10 protein-coding genes and 1 pseudogene are annotated in these 17,060 nt (G+C 71.7%); 1 reads left to right on the plus strand and 10 read right to left on the minus strand.

Annotation, left to right across the window (positions count from 1 at the left end):
- Window positions 1-40: 40 nt before the first annotated feature.
- From OJ254_RS01645 to ureA, 9 genes and pseudogenes are all read right to left on the minus strand, one after another.
- Window positions 41-1,624, minus strand: a complete 1,584-nt coding sequence (locus OJ254_RS01645; protein WP_265360944.1) for an acyl-CoA carboxylase subunit beta — start codon at window positions 1,622-1,624, stop codon at window positions 41-43.
- A 253-nt stretch (window positions 1,625-1,877) separates the two neighbouring features.
- A complete protein-coding gene (locus tag OJ254_RS01650; protein ID WP_265360945.1) occupies window positions 1,878-4,217 on the minus strand; it encodes a polysaccharide lyase 8 family protein in 2,340 nt (779 codons plus the stop codon).
- A 611-nt stretch (window positions 4,218-4,828) separates the two neighbouring features.
- A complete protein-coding gene (gene cimA / locus OJ254_RS01655) occupies window positions 4,829-6,469 on the minus strand; it encodes a citramalate synthase (protein WP_265360946.1) in 1,641 nt (546 codons plus the stop codon).
- Complete coding sequence (locus OJ254_RS01660; RefSeq protein ID WP_265360947.1) at window positions 6,466-8,142, minus strand: S28 family serine protease; 1,677 nt, start codon at window positions 8,140-8,142, stop codon at window positions 6,466-6,468. Before OJ254_RS01660 ends, cimA begins: the two co-directional genes overlap by 4 nt.
- Before the next feature lie 97 nt (window positions 8,143-8,239).
- On the minus strand, window positions 8,240-9,568 hold the full coding sequence (locus OJ254_RS01665; RefSeq protein WP_265360948.1) for an MFS transporter: 1,329 nt from the start codon (window positions 9,566-9,568) through the stop codon (window positions 8,240-8,242).
- A 128-nt stretch (window positions 9,569-9,696) separates the two neighbouring features.
- Window positions 9,697-10,314, minus strand: a complete 618-nt coding sequence (locus OJ254_RS01670; RefSeq protein WP_261955499.1) for a TetR/AcrR family transcriptional regulator — start codon at window positions 10,312-10,314, stop codon at window positions 9,697-9,699.
- 36 nt (window positions 10,315-10,350) lie between these two features.
- Window positions 10,351-11,391 carry an agmatine deiminase family protein gene (locus OJ254_RS01675; protein WP_265360949.1) on the minus strand — a complete coding sequence of 347 codons (1,041 nt, stop codon included), beginning with the start codon at window positions 11,389-11,391 and terminating at the stop codon, window positions 10,351-10,353.
- A gap of 63 nt (window positions 11,392-11,454) precedes the next feature.
- Window positions 11,455-13,143: an urease subunit alpha gene (locus OJ254_RS01680; protein WP_265360950.1), complete on the minus strand. Its 1,689-nt coding sequence runs from the start codon at window positions 13,141-13,143 to the stop codon at window positions 11,455-11,457.
- Window positions 13,140-13,843, minus strand: a pseudogene (gene ureA, locus OJ254_RS01685) (urease subunit gamma). The gene OJ254_RS01680 and the pseudogene ureA overlap by 4 nt, the downstream one beginning before the upstream one ends.
- 256 nt (window positions 13,844-14,099) lie before the next feature.
- On the opposite strand from ureA, the gene OJ254_RS01690 reads away from it, so the two are divergent.
- Window positions 14,100-15,569: a cytosine permease gene (locus OJ254_RS01690; RefSeq protein ID WP_265360951.1), complete on the plus strand. Its 1,470-nt coding sequence runs from the start codon at window positions 14,100-14,102 to the stop codon at window positions 15,567-15,569.
- Window positions 15,570-15,667: 98 nt separating this feature from the next.
- Here OJ254_RS01690 and OJ254_RS01695 read toward each other — a convergent pair whose 3' ends face one another.
- Window positions 15,668-16,756: a branched-chain amino acid aminotransferase gene (locus OJ254_RS01695; RefSeq protein WP_265360952.1), complete on the minus strand. Its 1,089-nt coding sequence runs from the start codon at window positions 16,754-16,756 to the stop codon at window positions 15,668-15,670.
- Window positions 16,757-17,060 lie beyond the last annotated feature (304 nt).

Genomic DNA, 17,060 nt, shown 5'->3' on the forward strand with positions numbered 1-17,060 from the left:
TCCGTCGTCGCGTCGTCGGTGAGTCGCGGGTGCGGGATGGCTACTGGGGCGGGTTGCCGTGCTTGCGGGCCGGGAGGTCGGCGTGCTTGGTGCGCAGCATGTCCAGGGCCCGGATGAGCGTCCGGCGGGTGTCGGTGGGGTCGATGACGTCGTCGACCAGACCGCGCTCGGCCGCGTAGTACGGGTGCATCAGCTCGGACTTGTACTCCTTGACCATGCGGGTGCGCATGGCCTCGGAGTCGTCGGCCTCGGCGATCTGCTTGCGGAAGATGACGTTGGCGGCGCCCTCCGCGCCCATCACCGCGATCTCGTTGGTCGGCCAGGCGTAGGTCAGGTCGGCGCCGATGGACTGGGAGTCCATGACGATGTAGGCGCCGCCGTAGGCCTTGCGCAGCACGATGGAGATGCGCGGCACGGTGGCGTTGCAGTACGCGTACAGCAGCTTGGCGCCGTGCCGGATGATGCCGCCGTGCTCCTGGTCGACGCCGGGCAGGAAGCCGGGCACGTCGAGCAGGGTGACGATCGGGATGTTGAAGGCGTCGCACATCTGGACGAAGCGGGCGGCCTTCTCGGACGCCTCGATGTCCAGCACACCGGCCAGCGACTGCGGCTGGTTGGCGATGATGCCGACCACCTTGCCGTCGAAGCGGCTCAGCGCGCAGATGATGTTGGTCGCCCAGCGCTCGTGGACCTCCAGGTACTCGCCGTCGTCGACGATCTCCTCGATGACCTTGCGCATGTCGTACGGGCGGTTGCCGTCGGCCGGCACCAGGTCCAGCAGCGCGTCGCCGGAGCGGTCGGCCGGGTCCTCGCACGGCACCGCCGGCGGGTTCTCACGGTTGTTCGCCGGCAGCAGGGAGAGGAGGTAGCGGACCTCCTCCAGGCAGGTCTGCTCGTCGTCGTAGGCGAAGTGGCAGACACCGGACGTCTCGGCGTGCACATCGGCGCCGCCCAGGCCGTTCTGGGTGATCTCCTCGCCGGTCACCGCACGGACCACGTCCGGGCCGGTGATGAACATCTGGGAGGTCTCGCGGACCATGAACACGAAGTCCGTCAGGGCCGGGGAGTAGGCCGCGCCGCCCGCGCACGGGCCGAGCATGACCGAGATCTGCGGGATGACCCCGGAGGCCTTGGTGTTGCGCTGGAAGATGCCGCCGTAGCCGGCCAGCGCCGAGACGCCCTCCTGGATGCGGGCGCCGGCGCCGTCGTTGAGCGACACCAGCGGGGCACCGGCCTGGATGGCCATGTCCATGATCTTGTGGATCTTCGTGGCGTGCGCCTCGCCGAGCGCGCCGCCGAAGATCCGGAAGTCGTGTGCGTAGACGAACACCGTACGGCCGTGGACCGTGCCCCACCCGGTGATCACACCGTCGGTGTACGGCTTCTTCGCCTCCAGACCGAAGCCCGTCGCCCGGTGCCGGCGGAGCGGCTCGACCTCGTTGAACGAGTCCTCGTCCAGCAGCAGCTCGATCCGCTCGCGCGCCGTCAGCTTGCCCTTGGCACGCTGGGCCTCGGTCGCCCGCTCGCTGGGTCCGCGCCGGACCTGCTCACGGATGGCGTGCAGCTCGGCGACGCGCCCGCGGGCGTCGTTGGCGCCGGCGGGCAGATCTTCGACAGTGGTCATGTATCGACGGTACGTGTGCGGGGCGCCGCACACCGATGTCGGTTTCGTACAACGTCACATGCGTTTTGGTGGGCAGGCAGTACAGAACCCTCCTGTACGCGGCCCGCGTCCCGCCCTCCGTTCGGGTGGCCGGCCCCCGGTTCCTCTGTATGGGCCCGACAAACGGCCGCCGAGTGATGTTGTGGTGACCGGTGGTCCGCGGGCCCGGACGAGCGGCGGCCCCAAGGCTCGGCGGAGCGGGCCCCGGCGCAGGTCAGCGCAGTCGGACCGTGCAGCGGTGGGTGGCGCAGACCGTACCGGGGCGGACCCGCAGCCGCAGGCCCGGTCCGCTCGCCAGCACCTCGATCGACGGGTCGTGGTCGAGCACCGCCCGCACCGGCCGCGACCAGGTGATCTCCACCGGATCACCGGTCCGCGCGGGGGCCGCGACGCACAGCCGGGCGGTCCGTCCGCCCGGCGCCTTACGCACCAGCACGCTCACCGGGCCACTGCTGCACAGCGGCCCGGCGCTCCCCGCCCGCCAGAAGTTCGCGGCCGTTACGCCGAGCGGGTGGACGGCGATCGCCTGACGGCACGCGTCGTTGGCGAGCACGGTCAGCCAGTGCGGGTCGGCGGCCCGCGCCGCGACGGCCCGCGTGGAGGCTCCCGGCATCAGGAGATACGCATAACGGGCATCAGCCGGATCGAGCCCGTGATCGCACCACAACGTGACATACCGCCTGGTGAACGGTTCCGGCGACGAGGTGGTGTTGATGTCGTGCCAGGAACCGGTGCGGGCCTCACGCAGCGCGTGCAGGGGGATGCCGCCGGGGAAGACGTAGCCGCCGTGCCCGGCGAGGTGGGCCCAGCGGACGCGGCGGAAGGCGGTACGGCGGCCGAGCGTGCCGGGCTGCCGTACGCCGTCGACGGTGAGCGCGGCCGTGCCGTACTCCCCCAGGCACCGGTTGTCGACGACGGTCTCGACCGCCACGCCGTCCCGCGCGGTGATCCCGGCGCCCAGACAGACGACGCAGTCCGCGAGCGCGAACCAGGACTTCCGGGCGCTCAGCGTCGAGGACAGCCCCCGCAGATGCTGCCCGAGGGCGGCGAATTCCCCGTCGGTGGTCCCCCCGACCCACCGGACGTCGGGCTTCGGCTCGCCCCAGCCGCCGCCTTCGTTGTCCGCGAGCGGCTTGGTGGAGACGGTGGTGCCGGGCAGCCGGTACGGATCGACGGTCGGCCAGAAGGCATCGGTGTACTGGTCCCCGCCGAAGTCCGCACCCCACCAGTACGTCATCCCCGCACCGGTGTGCCAGCCGCGGCGGTTCTCGCCGTTGCCGTTCTCGTAGTACGTGATCCGGTCCGAGCACATCGCCACGTTCGCGGCCCAGCCGGGGCGGCGGTGCACGGCGCGGTCCATGGCCGCGAAGAGCCGGTGGCCGACGGGCTCGGCGGCGGCCGGCCCCGGCCCGTCGGCGATCTTCCGCAGCCGGGCGAGGTCGGCGACGCCGTACTGCCGGTCGGTGAGGACCGGCAGGGTGCGGTCGCGGGCGATCCAGCCCTTGACCATCGCGTGCCAGCGGTCCCGTTCGGCGGCGCTCGCGCTCTCACCGAGCAGCGCGATGGCGGCGATCAGCGCATGCCCGTGGTAGTGGTCGCTGCGCAGCACCCGCCGCTCGTCGTTCCGGAGGTAACCGCGGCTGATCGCACGGCCGTTGACGCTGTCCATCATCAACCCGTTGTGCAGCAGCGGCGCGTACGCGTGCGCCACGCTGTCCGAGATGATCTGCCGCCCCGGATCGGTGACCTCCCACTCCGACCCGTCGAGCAGCGCGAACAGCCGCCCCAGCCCGTCCAGCAGGACGTAGCCGTAGGTACCGGAGTAGGCGACCCAGGTGTGCTGCACGAACGAGCCGTCGGCGTAGAGCCCGTCGCCCTCGCTGACGTACGGGAACACCGGCGAGAGGGCGTCCCGGGCCAGTGCGATCTTGGCGGGCGCCCGGCCGAGGATGCCGCGCAGGGCGACCACCCGGCACAGGTCGACGCGGTTGGCGCCGGTGCTGGTGCCGGTGTAGTCGCCGAGCATCGTGTCCGGCACGAAGTGGTCGACGGCGGCGAGGCAGCGCCCGCGCAGTTCCTCGGTCAGCCCGCCCGGCAGCCGCTCCGCCACGAACACCAGCGTGTCGAGGAGAAGCCTCGGACTGCCGATCTGCCACTCCCACCAGTTGCCGTAGCGGGTGGTACCGGGGTGGTAGACGGTGTCGTCCAGATGCGCGAGTCCTCGGCGGACGGCGTCGGCGAGGTCCGGGTCACCGGTGTGCCCGGTCCCGGGCTGGGCGCAGGCCTGGGCCATCGTGTTCAGCCGGCCGTAGCTCTGGGTGATGCCGGAGGGCGGGTCGTACGGGCAGTCCGGCCACAACGAGCCCGCGGCCGGCCGCATGCTCGCCAGGAACCCGGCGGCGAGTGCGCCGGTCTCCCGCAGTACGGCCGCGTACGGCGGGGCGTCCGGGTCGAACCCGGTCCCGAGTGAGAGCTCGCACCAGCGGCGCCGTAACGGGGCGTACGGGTCCTCGGCCCCGTACGCGACCGGCCCCGCGAGCCCGCAGGCGCTCACGGCGGACAACGTGAGAAAGCCTCTGCGCTTGAGCACGCTTGTAGCATCCCCACGTTCTTGCGGTGCCTACCACGTACCCGTCTGTCCCGCCGCGGTTGTTGCTCGCCTTTGCGCTTTGCGGCGCCCCGCACGTACCCGTCTGCGGCGTCGCGGGGCTTGCTCGCCGTTGCGCCTGGCGGCGGGCGTGGTGTGTCGGGTGCGGTGCCGGCCCTCCAGACTTCGTCCTCCGGTCCAGCCCCTCCCGTGAGGGGGAGTTTCCAAGCTGGTTGGGGGCGGGCCTGGTCTGCTGCCTGCGAGCACGTGGGCATTACGTGCACCCCCACCACCGTTTCCTTCCCCCTCACGGGAGGGGACGGGCCGGAGGGGCCGGTTGTGTGGGCTTCGCTTCCAAGGGCTCAATAAAGAGCGAAGGCGGAGCGCAGCGGAGCGTAAAGCGTCAGCAGTCCACACAACCGGCCCCGGAGGCCCGTCACCGCACCCACCACAACCCAGCCCGCCGCAGGCGCAACGGCGAACAACAACCGCGGCGGGACGGCCAAGTACGTGGGAGGCGCCGCCAAGCGCGCAACGGCGAACAACAACCGCGGCGGGACGGCCAAGTACGTGGGGGGTTACTCCTGCGGCTCGACCCCGGCCCGCAGCAACCCGTACGCGTACGCGTCGTCCAGTGCCTGCCAGGACGCCGCGATGACGTTTTCCGCTACGCCGACCGTGGACCATTCGCCGCGGCCGTCGCTGGTGGAGACCAGGACGCGGGTGATGGAGCCGGTGCCGAGGGCGCCTTCCAGGATGCGGACCTTGTAGTCGACGAGTTCCATGTGGGCGAGCTGCGGATAGATCCGCTCCAGGCCCACCCGCAGCGCGCGGTCGAGGGCGTTGACCGGGCCGTTGCCCTCCGCGGTGGCGACGATCCGCTCACCCTTGGCCCACAGCTTCACGGTCGCCTCGTTGGCGTGCGTGCCGTCGGGGCGGTCCTCGACGATCGCCCGCCAGGACTCGACGGTGAAGTAGCGCAGGGACTTGCCGCGGACCTCCTCGCGCAGCAGCAGTTCGAAGGAGGCGTCGGCCGCCTCGTACGTGTAGCCGGCCAGTTCGCGTTCCTTGACGCGCTCGACGACCCGGCCGACCAGCGCGCGGTCGCCGCCCAGGTCGATGCCCAGTTCCTTGCCCTTGAGCTCGATGGAGGCGCGGCCGGCCATGTCGGAGACCAGCATCCGCATCGTGTTGCCGACCAGTGCCGGATCGATGTGCTGGTAGAGGTCCGGGTCCACCTTGATCGCGGAGGCGTGCAGACCGGCCTTGTGGGCGAAGGCGGAGACACCGACGTAGGGCTGGTGGGTGGAGGGGGTGAGGTTGACGACCTCGGCGATGGCGTGCGAGATCCGGGTGGTCTCGGCGAGCTTGCCCTCGGGCAGCACCTGGCGGCCGTACTTGAGCTGCAGCGCGGCGACGACCGGGAAGAGGTTGGAGTTGCCGACCCGCTCGCCGTAGCCGTTGGCGGTGCACTGGACGTGCGTGGCGCCTGCGTCCACCGCGGCGAGGGTGTTGGCGACCGCGCAGCCGGTGTCGTCCTGGGCGTGGATGCCGAGCCGGACGCCGGTGTCCGCGAGGACGGTCCGGACGACCGCGGTGACCTGCGCGGGAAGCATCCCGCCGTTGGTGTCGCAGAGCACCACGACATCCGCACCGGCCTCGCCGGCCGTGCGGACGACCTGCTTGGCGTAGACCGGGTCCAGCGCGTACCCGTCGAAGAAGTGCTCGCAGTCGAGGAAGACCCGGCGGCCCTGGGACCGGAGGTAGGCGACGGTGTCCCGGACCATCGCGAGGTTCTCCTCCGGGGTGGTGCGCAGCGCCAGTTCGACGTGTCCGACGTGGGACTTGGCGACCAGCGTGATGATCGGGGCCCCGGAGGCCAGCAGGGCGGCGACCTGGGCGTCGTCCTCGACGCGGACGCCGGCCTTGCGGGTGGCGCCGAACGCGACCAGCTGGGCGTGCCGGAAGTCGATCTCCTCGCGGGCGCGCTGGAAGAACTCGGTGTCCCGGGGGTTGGCGCCGGGCCAGCCGCCCTCGATGAAGCCCACGCCGTACTCGTCGAGGTGCCGGGCGATGGTCAGCTTGTCGGCGACGGTGAGGTTGATGCCCTCGCGCTGCGCACCGTCGCGGAGGGTGGTGTCGAAGACGTGGAAGTCGTCGGGCACCGCGCCGGCGGGACGGGGGGCGGGCGACGGGGAGGCTTGAGGTGCGTCCGTCATGCGGTCTGGCTCCTGTCGGGTTCTCGGTCTACCGGAATAACCGGTGCCACCGCCCCTCCATGCTCCCTCGCGCTCCGCCTCCGGTGGGGTGTGGGCCGGAAACGAAAAAACCTCTCGCGGGTGCGAGAGGTCTGCGCGCGGGTCTGGGACGACGGTGGCCGCGCCGTACTCGGGTCGTACGGGGCGGTCACTGCGGACCGGCGCGCCTGCTGCCAATAATCATGGCGAACGAGAGCACGGTCCGCAGTGTGCCATATCGGACGCACCGTGCACCCGACGGTCTCACTATGCGGGCGGCGTGTCCACGGCGGCCCAGCGGCGGAGCGCGGCGGTGGCCCGGGCGCGGTCCCCGGCGACAGCTGGGCGAACCGCACGAGGTGGCCTGTGTGCGGGGCCAGGTAGACGTGGGCGTCACGGCTGCCGGGGCCGGTACGGAACGGTTCCGCCCGGGTGGGGTCGTTCTCGCCGTAGACGAAGAGCAGCTCGCTGCCGTGGTGCCGCACCCAGCGGTCGATGTCGGGCATGGCCCGCGGCTGGAAGCGCATCGGGATGTGCCGCGGTACGAGGGTGCGGATCTGCTGGATTCCGGGGTAGCGCAGCATTCCGGCCAGCTGCGGGGCGGCCCGCGCGGTCATGCCGAGCTGGGTGCCCAGCTGGTAGAAGGACGCGGTGACCAGGGAGACGTAAGGGTCGGTGTAGCCCTGGAGGCCCATCACCCCGTCGAACCAGGTGTAGAGCGCCGCACCGGTCGCGGAGCGCCCGGGGATGCGGCGGCAGCCCGCCTCGCCCTGCCCCATCCAGAAGCGCTCCGGCAGCATCAGCGTGGTGAATTCCAGCAGCCGGTCGGCGCTGCCGACGATGTGCAGGGTGTCGCCGTGGGCGGCGGCGGAGCGGGCGATACGGCCCGCCGTCTCCGTCCTGCGGGCTCCCAGCAGCTCGCGCTGGACCGCGGTGAGCGCACGGCGGCAGGCGGGGCTGCCGACCCGCTCCAGGAAGCGGTCCTCGGCGGCGCCGTCCCGGACGTCGGTGATGTTGGGCGCCGAGTACACCACCGAGCCGGCCACGTCGTGCGGGTAGAAGCGCCGGTGGTAGAGGGCGGCCATACCGCTCTTGCTGCCACCGGTGGAGATCCAGGCGGCGCGGTAGACCGTCTTGAGGGCCTGCACGATCCGGTGGTGGTCGCTCGCCGCCTGCCAGATGTCGAGCTTCGACCAGTCGGTGGGGTGGGGCGTGGAGGTGCCGAAGTAGCGGTGCTCGACGCTGATCTGGTTGCTGTCGAGGATCTCGGTCGGCTCGGTGCGCAGGCCGGGGTCCTGGTAGTCGAGGTCGTAGCCGTTGGTGTACAGCACCATCGGCCGGTCGGTGGCGCGGTGCAGCAGGAACAGCCGCTGCTCGAAGCTGCCCCGGTCGGGGTGCCGGTGGTCGACGGGCTGGCGGTAGCGCAGTTCCAGCGCGCGGTAGCCGGCCGGGGCGGGGTTCTCCTTGACCACCCGCATGCCGGGTATGGCCGAGAGCCGGGCGGAGAGGTCGTCGGCGGCCGGGCGGGCGGCCTCACGGGCGGCGGCCGGCCGGCCCTCGGCGGGCCGGGCCATCGCTGCGGACGGGGCCGTGGCGCCCGAGGTCAGCAGCCCCGTCAGCAGCAGCGGTATGAGGAGGTGCCTGGCTTTCTTCATGTCTCCAGCCAAGCCGCCGGGGGCCGGGGCGCGGATCCCCCGGAGACGGGAACGGCCTCCCCCGGGCAGGGGAGGCCGTGGCCGGGCGGGCGTGGGCTCAGTCGGCGACGGGCTGCCGGCCCGGCGTCCGCGCGGCACCGGAGGGTGCCCCGGTGCCGACCCGGTGCAGATCGATGGTCCGGGTCTCCCGCATGGTGATGTAGACGATCAGCGAGACCGCGGCGCAGCCCGCCACGTACCAGTAGTAGCCGGACTCGATGCCGCCGTTCTTGAACCACAGGGCGACGTACTCCGCGGTGCCGCCGAACAGCGCGTTGGCGATCGCGTAGGGCAGGGCGACGCCCAGGGCGCGGATGCCGGTGGGGAACAGCTCGGCCTTCACACAGGCGTTGATCGAGGTGTAGCCGGTGACCACGACCAGCGCCAGCAGCGACAGCCCGAGCGCCGGCCAGAAGCTGCCGGCGTGCTTGAGCAGCATCATGATCGGCACGGTCAGGAAGGTCGACCCGACCGCGAAGGTGATCAGCAGCGGCCGCCGCCCGATCCGGTCCGACAGCTTGCCGGCGAACGGCTGCAGGCACATGAAGAGGAACAGCGCGCAGAAGCTGACCAGCGAGGCGGTCGGCTTGGCCATGCCGGCGCTCTGCGAGAGGTACTTGGTCAGGTAGGTCGTGTACGTGTAGTAGGCGACGGTGCCGCCCATGGTGAGGGCGATGACCAGGAACGCCTCGCGCTTGTGGGCCAGCAGCGCCTTGATCGTGCCGCGCTCGGGGTCGGCCTGGGCGCCCTCGTCGTGGGCGTAGACCTCCGTCTCCAGCATGTTGCGCCGCAGGTAGAAGACGATCCCGGCGCCCAGCGCGCCGACGATGAACGGGATCCGCCAGGCCCAGCTGTGCAGCGCGTCCTCGGACAGGGTGCGCTGGAGCACGATCTGCAGCCCGAGGCCCAGCAGCTGGCCCGCGGTCATCGACACGTACTGGAAGCTGGAGGCGAAACCGCGCTGCCCTTCGGCGGACGCCTCGGTCAGGTAGGTGGCGCTGGCCGCGTACTCCCCGCCGACCGAGAGGCCCTGCAGCATCCGGGCGAGGAGCAGTACGGCGACCCCGCCGTAGCCGGCGGCGGCGTACGTGGGCGCGATCGCGATCAGGATCGCCGAGGCGGACATCAGGGTGACGGTGAGCGTCAGGGCGGCCTTGCGGCCCTTGCGGTCGCCGATCCGGCCGAGCAGCCAGCCGCCGACCGGCCGCATGAAGAAGCCGACGGCGAAGATCCCCATGGTGTTCATGAGGTTCGCCGTGTCATTCCCCTTGGGGAAGAACGCATCCGCGAAGTACACCGCGAAGCTGGCGTACACGAACCAGTCGAACCACTCGACCATGTTGCCGGCCGAGCCGACCCAGATCTTCTTCCATTGCTCTCGTCCCATAGCCGATCACGGTCGCGGACCGGTCGGCCTTCGGCAAGGGAGCGCACGGCAACGATCGGGCGTATTTGCGTGCGTTGTGGTCGCGGGGCGGCGCGCGTGGCCGGCCGCGGGTCGACGTGCGCGGTCGGCTACGGACGCGGGACGCTGAGGGATTCGTCCAGGAAGTCCCGTATGTGGTCGCGGACCTGTTCCCGGTCGGTGCCGGGCAGGCCGACGACGAGGTGGGTGCCGAAGCCGTCGAGCAGGGCGCGGGTGCGGGTGGCGAAGCGTTCGGCGTCGACGGGGCGGAACTCGCCCTTGGACGCGCCCTCGACGAGGAGCGCCACCAGGTCGCGGTGCCAGGCGAGTTCGAGTTCCAGCTGGCGTTCGCGGGTCTCGTCGTCGGCGTTCTGGGAGCGGTTCCAGACCTCCAGCCAGAGGGTCCAGCGCGGGTCGCGGTGGCCCTGGGGGAGGTAGAGGTCGATCAGTGCGTCCAGCCGCTCGCGGGCCGGGACGCGGCGGGAGAGGGCGGCCCGGCGCTCGGCGCCGAGCTGCTCCTCGCTCCACTGGAGGGTCTGCAGCAGCAGCTCGTCCTTGGTCCCGAAGTAGTACAGGATGTGGCCGCTGCTCATGCCGACCTCGCGGCCCAGGCCCGCCATGGTCAGCCGGTCCAGGCCCTCCGCGGCGATGGTGGCCATCGCCGCGGCCAGGACCTGCTCGCGGGGCTGGTTGAGCCGGCGCCGGGGACGGCGCACGGGACCGGGCACGGGGACCTCCGGGTCGGCTGGTCGGGGCCTGGGGGATCAGGCCTTCGGCTGCTGCTGGGTGATGCAGTGGATACCGCCACCCGCTGCGAAGATCGTACGGGCGTCCACGAGCGTCACGGTCCGCCCGGGGAACAGCCGGCGGAAGATCGCGGCCGCCTCCTCGTCCCGCGGGTCGTCGAAGGCGCACAGCACGATGCCGTCGTTGCACTGCAGATGGTTGATGTACGAGTAGTCCACCAGCTCGCCGTCCTCCTCGATGACGGTCGGCGCGGGGATCTCCACCACCTCCAGCTGACGGCCCTTGGCGTCGGTGGCGGCGCTCAGCAGCTTGACGATCTCGTTGCAGATGGCGTGGTCGGGATGGTCCGGGTCCGGCTGGGTGTGGACCATGACGACGCCGGGGCGGGCGAAGGCGGCGACGATGTCGACGTGGCCGCGGGTGCCGAACTGGCCGTAGTCGGCGGCGAGGCCGCGGGGCAGCCAGATCGCCTTGGTGGTGCCGAGGTGGGCGTGGATCTCCGCCTCGACCTCTTCCTTGGTGTGGTCGGGGTTGCGGCCCGGGTCGAGCTGGACGGTCTCGGTGAGCAGGACCGTGCCCTCGCCGTCGACGTGGATGCCGCCGCCCTCGTTGACCAGAGGGGTGGCGTAGCGGCGGGCCCCGGCCAGCGCGCCGACCTGCTCGGCGATCTTCTCGTCGAGGTCCCAGCGGGCCCACTCCTGGGCGCCCCAGCCGTTGAAGACCCAGTCGGTGGCGGCGAGGTTGCCCTTGCCGTCGGTGAGGAAGGTCGGGCCGATGTCGCGCATCCAGGCGTCGTTCAGCGGCCGTTCGACCAGCTCGATGTCGTCGCCGAGCAGCTCGCGGGCGCCGGCCAGCTGGCCGGGGCCGGCGACGACGGTGACCGGCTCGTACCGCCGCACCGCACGGGCGACCGCGGCCCACGCCCGGCGGGCCTCGGCCAGCGTCTCGCCGCCCTCCTCACCGAAGGTGAAGTTGGGGCCGGGCCAGGCCATCCAGGTGCGCTCGTGCGGTGCCCACTCCGGGGGCATGGCGAAGCCGTCGGCGACGGGAGTGTTCATGTGGGGTCCTTGGGAGGGAGCCGGTGCGGTCAACGGACACCGGTGTGGTCGGAAAGCGGTGGGTCAGAGGAAGTACAGGCGCGAGAGCGAGACGGTGTCGGCCGGCTCGGAGCGCATCGGGTCGCCGTCGAGGGTGACCAGTCCGCTGCGCGCGTCGACCTGGACCTGTCCGACCCGGGAGTTGTGGACGAGGCTGCCCGGGCCGATGCCGCGGGTACCGCGGACCGCGACCCGGCGGCGGCGGGTGGGCATCTTGTCGTTGCCCTGGTCTACCGCGGCGCCCGCGACGAAGGCGACGGAGATCTCCGCGGGCGTCGCGCCGTGCGCCCCGAACTGCGGGCCCAGCACGAGGGGTTCGCAGGTGTCGGTGGCGGCGTTGGGGTCGCCGGTGACGCCGTAGGCCGGGAAGCCGGACTTCAGCACCAGCTGCGGCTTGGCGCCGAAGAACTGCGGCGTCCAGAGCACGATGTCGGCCATCTTGCCGACCTCGATCGACCCGATCTCGTGCGAGAGGCCGTGGGCGATGGCGGGGTTGATGGTGAGCTTGGCGATGTAGCGCAGCACGCGGGCGTTGTCGTCGTGCGGGCCGTCGCCCTCGATCGGCCCGAGCTCGGCCTTCATCTTGCCGGCCATCGCGAAGGTGCGGCGTACGGTCTCGCCGGCCCGGCCCATGCCCTGGGCGTCGGAGGAGGTGATGCCGATCGCGCCGAGGTCGTGCAGGACGTCCTCCGCGCCCATGGTCCCGGCGCGGATGCGGTCGCGGGCCATCGCGGCGTCGCCGGGCAGGTCGGTCTTCAGGTCGTGGACCGAGACGATCATGCCGTAGTGCTCGGCGACCGCGTCCCGCCCGAAGGGGAGGGTGGGGTTGGTCGAGGAGCCGATGACGTTGGGGACGCCGGCCATCTTCAGGACGTTGGGGACGTGCCCGCCGCCGCAGCCCTCGATGTGGAAGGCGTGGATGGTGCGGCCGTCCAGGACGCGCAGGGTGTCCTCGACGGTGAGGCATTCGTTCAGGCCGTCGCTGTGCAGCGCGACCTGGACGTCGTGGTCCTCGGCTACCCGCAGCGCGGTGTCCAGGGCGCGGGCGTGCGCGCCCATGTCCTCGTGCACCTTGAAGCCGCAGGCGCCGCCCTCGGCGAGCGCCTCGACGAGCGGGGCGTCGCCGGAGGAGGAACCGCGGCCGAGGAAGCCGATGTTGACCGGCCAGGCGTCGAAGGCGTTGAACGCATGGCCCAGCGCCCAGGGGGAGTTGACGCCGACGCCCCACACGGGGCCGAATTCCTGGCCGATGATCGTGGTCACACCGGAGGCCAGCGAGGCCTCCATGACGCGCGGCGAGAGCAGGTGGACGTGGGTGTCCACGGCGCCGGCGGTGGCGATCATGCCCTCGCCGGAGACGATCGAGGTGCCGGTGCCGACGACGACGTCGACGCCGTCGAGGGTGTCGGGGTTGCCGGCCCGGCCGATGGCGTGGATGCGGCCCTCGCGGATGCCGATGGACACCTTGCGGATGCCCTGGACCGCGTCGATGACCAGGACGTTGCTGATCACCACGTCGCAGGTCTCGCGGACCGCGGCGGCCTTGAGCAGCAGCCCGTCCCTGGCGGTCTTGCCGAAGCCGGCCAGGAACTCGTCACCGGGCTTCTGGGCGTCCGACTCGACCCGGACGACCAGGCCCGAGTCGCCGAGGACGACCCGGTCGCCGGCGCGCGGGCCGTGCACCGACGCGTACTCGTGGGGATCGATGCTCATGCCTGCTCCTCCGCTCCCAGGTAGCCGCAGGCGGCGGCCCGCCGCAGCGCTTCTTCCTTCGCGCCCGGTGCGTCCAGCGGGCCGTCCACGAGACCGGCGAAGCCGATCGCGATCCGGTCGCCGCCGATCGGCACCAGACCGACCTCCGAGGCGCCGCCGGGGTCGAACCGGACCGACGAGCCGGCCGGCACGCACAGCCGCATGCCGTAGCCGGCCGCGCGGTCGAACTCCAGCCGGGGTTGGCCTCGAAGAAGTGGAAGTGGGACGTGACGCTGATCGGCACCTCCGCGGTGTTGCGCACGGTCAGCACCACCGCGGGCGCCGGCTCCGGGTCGGCCGGGCCGGGGAGCACGGCGCCGGGCGCCGGGGCCGCGGTACCGTCGCGCTCCCCCGCCGCGGCGCCGATCGGGTCGGTGACCACCGCGAGCCGGGAGCCGTCGTCGAAGACGGCCTCCACGTGCACCTCGGTGACCACGTCGGCCACGCCCGGCAGGACGTCGTCCGGACCGAGCACGCTGCGTGCCGCCTCGATGGCTTGAGCGAGGCGGCGCCCGTCCCGCGCCGCCTCGCAGACTGTGTCCGCGATCAACGCGGTCGCCTCGGGCACATTCAGCTTCAGTCCGCGGGCCCGGCGCGTCCGCGCCAGCTCGGCTGCGCCGAACAGCAGCAGCCGGTCGCGTTCCGTCGGGGTCAACCGCATCCGTCCCACCTTCCAGCTCGATTAGAGCATCACTCTAACCATGAAAGTAGTCAACACGAAAGCATTGACCTATGGCATGGGGATGAGTCACATTGAGCGCTGTTCTAAATAAGCGGTGAATAGAGCACCGCTCTAAATGATCTCGCGGCGCATCCGCAGCGCGAGTCCTCGCTCACTCCGAGCACTGTCCACATGACGGAGCACTGCACGCAGAGCACTGCTCACACACTGCTGTCCGGCCTCTCAGGGGAGCCTCATGCCGATCGAACAACACGGAGTCGACACCATCCCGGACGAGGAGCGCACCAGCGGTCCCCGAGATCTCATCTCGATCCTCCTCGGATCGAACCTCGCCCTCGGCGTGGTGATCTTCGGCTGGCTCCCGGTCTCGTTCGGCCTCGGCTTCTGGGGGTCGGTCAGCTCGCTGGCCGCCGGCACCCTGGTCGGCGCCGTGCTGACCGCACCGCTCGCCCTGGTCTCGCTGCGCAGCGCGACCAACCTCTCGACCAGCAGCGGCGCCCACTTCGGCGTGCGCGGCCGGCTGATCGGCTCGGTCATCGGCCTGCTGCTCTCGCTCGGCTACACCGCGCTCACCCTGTGGGTGGGCGGCGACGCCATGGTCGGCTGTCTGCACCGCCTGCTGGGCCTGCCGACCGGCGGCGCCTCGTACGCCGTCGTCTACGCCGTCCTGGCGGGCTGTACCGCCGTGGGCGCGGTCTACGGCTACAAGGTCCTGCTGCGGATGAGCAAGGTGCTCTCCATCGGCCTGACGATCCTGCTCGTGGTCGGCGTCTTCGCCTACGCGCACCACTTCACCACCGGCCCGGTGCACGGCGTCCCGTACGCGCTGGGCGGCTACTGGCAGACCTGGCTGCTCTCCGCGGTCTCCGCCGGGCTGAGCGGCCCGATCGCCTTCATCACCCTGCTCGGCGACTACAGCCGCTACATCTCGCCGCGCCGCCACTCCTCGAAGAAGGTGTTCGCCGCCACCTACCTCGGCCTGGTGATCGGCCTGCTGGTGCCGCAGCTGTTCGGTACCTTCAGCGCGCTGGCGGTCGGCGCGGGCGACGACTACGCGGGCCCGCTGGTGGCCGGCGCCCCGGCCTGGTACCTGGTCTTCCTGCTGCTCAACGCCTCCGCCGGCTCGGTGGGCAACTCCGGTCTGATGCTCTACAGCATGGGACTCGACCTCGACGCGATCCTGCCCCGGGCGACCCGCACCCAGGCCACGTACGTGGTCGCGGGCGTCTCGACCGCGCTGGTCTACGCCGGCCACTTCCTGTGGGCCGCACAGGACGCCATGACGTCCTTCGTGCTGCTGATGACCGCGATCGGCACGCCCTGGGCGGTCATCACGGTCATGGGCTTCGCGCGCTGCCGCGGCAACTACGACTCGGATTCGCTGCAGGTCTACAACCGGGGCACCCGCGGCGGCGTGTACTGGTACAAGGCCGGCTGGAACGTCCAGGCCACCGTCGCCTGGGCACTGGGCTCGGCCGTCGGCCTGCTGGGCGTGGACACGCCGTTCTACCAGGGCCCGCTGCTGGCCCACACCGGCGGCATCGACATCAGCTTCCTGCTGGCCGCGGCCGTCGCCGGGCTCGCCTACCTGCTGCTCACCGCCCGCCGGCCGCGCCCGGTCCCCGCGCTGCGGACCGTCGCCACTCCCCCGCCGGGCACCGCACCGGAGGCCCCCGCGCCGGAGGCCCCCGCGGAGGTCGGCTGACCCCGCCCGGTACGACCGAGGCCGCCCCCGACGCACCGTCGGGGGCGGCCTCGGTCGTACCGGGCGGGCGCCGGCCGTTGCCGGTCCCGCCGCCGGGGTCAGCCCAGGGGGTGCATCCAGCCGTGGGTGTCCTCGGCGATGCCGCGCTGGATGTCCAGCAGCATCTCGCGCAGCTTCAGCGTGACCTTGCCGGGCTCGCCGTCGGACTGGGTCCACTCGGCGCCGTCGCGTTTGACCGTGCCGACCGGGGTGATCACCGCGGCCGTACCGCAGGCGAAGACCTCGGTGAGGGTTCCGTTCGCGGTGTCGGCCTGCCACTGGTCGATGGAGACCCGGCTCTCCTCCGCCTCGAAGCCCAGGTCGCGGGCGACGGACAGCAGCGAGTCACGGGTGATGCCGGCGAGCAGCGAGCCGGTGAGCGTCGGGGTGACGATCTTGTCTCCGTACACGAAGTACAGGTTCATCCCGCCGAGTTCCTCGACCCACTTGTGCTCCACCGCGTCGAGGTAGGCGACCTGGTCGCAGCCGTGCACCGCGGCCTCGGCCTGGGCCAGCAGCGACGCGGCGTAGTTGCCGCCGGTCTTGGCGTCGCCCACGCCGCCGGGCACCGCGCGCACCCGGTCCTCGGAGAGCCAGATGGAGACCGGCTTGACGCCACCGGGGAAGTAGGCGCCGGCCGGCGAGGCGATGACCACGAAGAGGTACTCGTTGGCCGGCTTCACGCCCAGCCCGACCTCCGTCGCGATCATGAACGGGCGCAGGTAGAGCGACTCCTCGCCGCCGTGCGCCGGCACCCAGTCCTTGTCCTGCTGGACCAGCAGGTCACAGGCCTCGATGAAGGTCTCGACCGGCAGCTCCGGCATCGCCAGCCGGCGCGCCGACGCCTGGAAACGGCGGGCGTTGGCGTCCGGGCGGAAGGACGCGACGGAGCCGTCGGGCTGGCGGTACGCCTTGAGGCCCTCGAAGATCTCCTGCGCGTAGTGCAGGACGTTGGTCGCCGGGTCGAGGGAGAGCGGCCCGTACGGCACGAGCTGTCCGTCGTGCCAACCGCGGCCCTCGGTCCACTTGATCGTCACCATGTGGTCGGTGAAGTGGCGCCCGAAGCCCGGGGCGGCCAGGATCTTCTCCCGCTCCGCGTCGGACAGCGGGTGCGAGGAGGGCTTGAGCTCGATCGTGGGCGTCGTCATGTATGCATGTCCTTCACTGCGTGGTCCGCGCCGGGCGGTTGGCGGTGGCCGCGTACGGCGGGATCTTGGCGTACCGGTCGTTACTGGGACGTCCGAGTTTCCCCGCGGACGGCGGCCCCTCTTCCGATTATCGCTCGGGGGTGTCCGCCGCCGTACCCGCGTCTGCGGTCTCCGGGTCCGATGGTCGCATCCCGCCCGGCGTTAGCACAGGGTCGACCGGCGGGCGGCCGGCGGCCGGGAATGCGGACAGCGCCGGAACCCCGTGGGGGCCCGGCGCTGTCGGTGGGTTGCTGCGTGCGCTGCG

Source organism: Streptomyces endophytica, from assembly GCF_026153355.1.
Lineage (GTDB): Bacteria > Actinomycetota > Actinomycetes > Streptomycetales > Streptomycetaceae > Streptomyces > Streptomyces endophytica.

Excerpts from the sequence above, each read along its gene's own strand:
- OJ254_RS01645 (WP_265360944.1), bottom strand. The coding sequence starts at position 1,624 with ATGACCACTGTCGAAGATCTGCCCGCCGGCGCCAACGACGCCCGCGGG.
- cimA (WP_265360946.1), bottom strand. The coding sequence starts at position 6,469 with ATGACGGACGCACCTCAAGCCTCCCCGTCGCCCGCCCCCCGTCCCGCC.
- OJ254_RS01660 (WP_265360947.1), bottom strand. The coding sequence starts at position 8,142 with ATGAAGAAAGCCAGGCACCTCCTCATACCGCTGCTGCTGACGGGGCTG.
- OJ254_RS01665 (WP_265360948.1), bottom strand. The coding sequence starts at position 9,568 with ATGGGACGAGAGCAATGGAAGAAGATCTGGGTCGGCTCGGCCGGCAAC.
- OJ254_RS01675 (WP_265360949.1), bottom strand. The coding sequence starts at position 11,391 with ATGAACACTCCCGTCGCCGACGGCTTCGCCATGCCCCCGGAGTGGGCA.
- OJ254_RS01680 (WP_265360950.1), bottom strand. The coding sequence starts at position 13,143 with ATGAGCATCGATCCCCACGAGTACGCGTCGGTGCACGGCCCGCGCGCC.
- OJ254_RS01690 (WP_265360951.1), top strand. The coding sequence starts at position 14,100 with ATGCCGATCGAACAACACGGAGTCGACACCATCCCGGACGAGGAGCGC.
- OJ254_RS01695 (WP_265360952.1), bottom strand. The coding sequence starts at position 16,756 with ATGACGACGCCCACGATCGAGCTCAAGCCCTCCTCGCACCCGCTGTCC.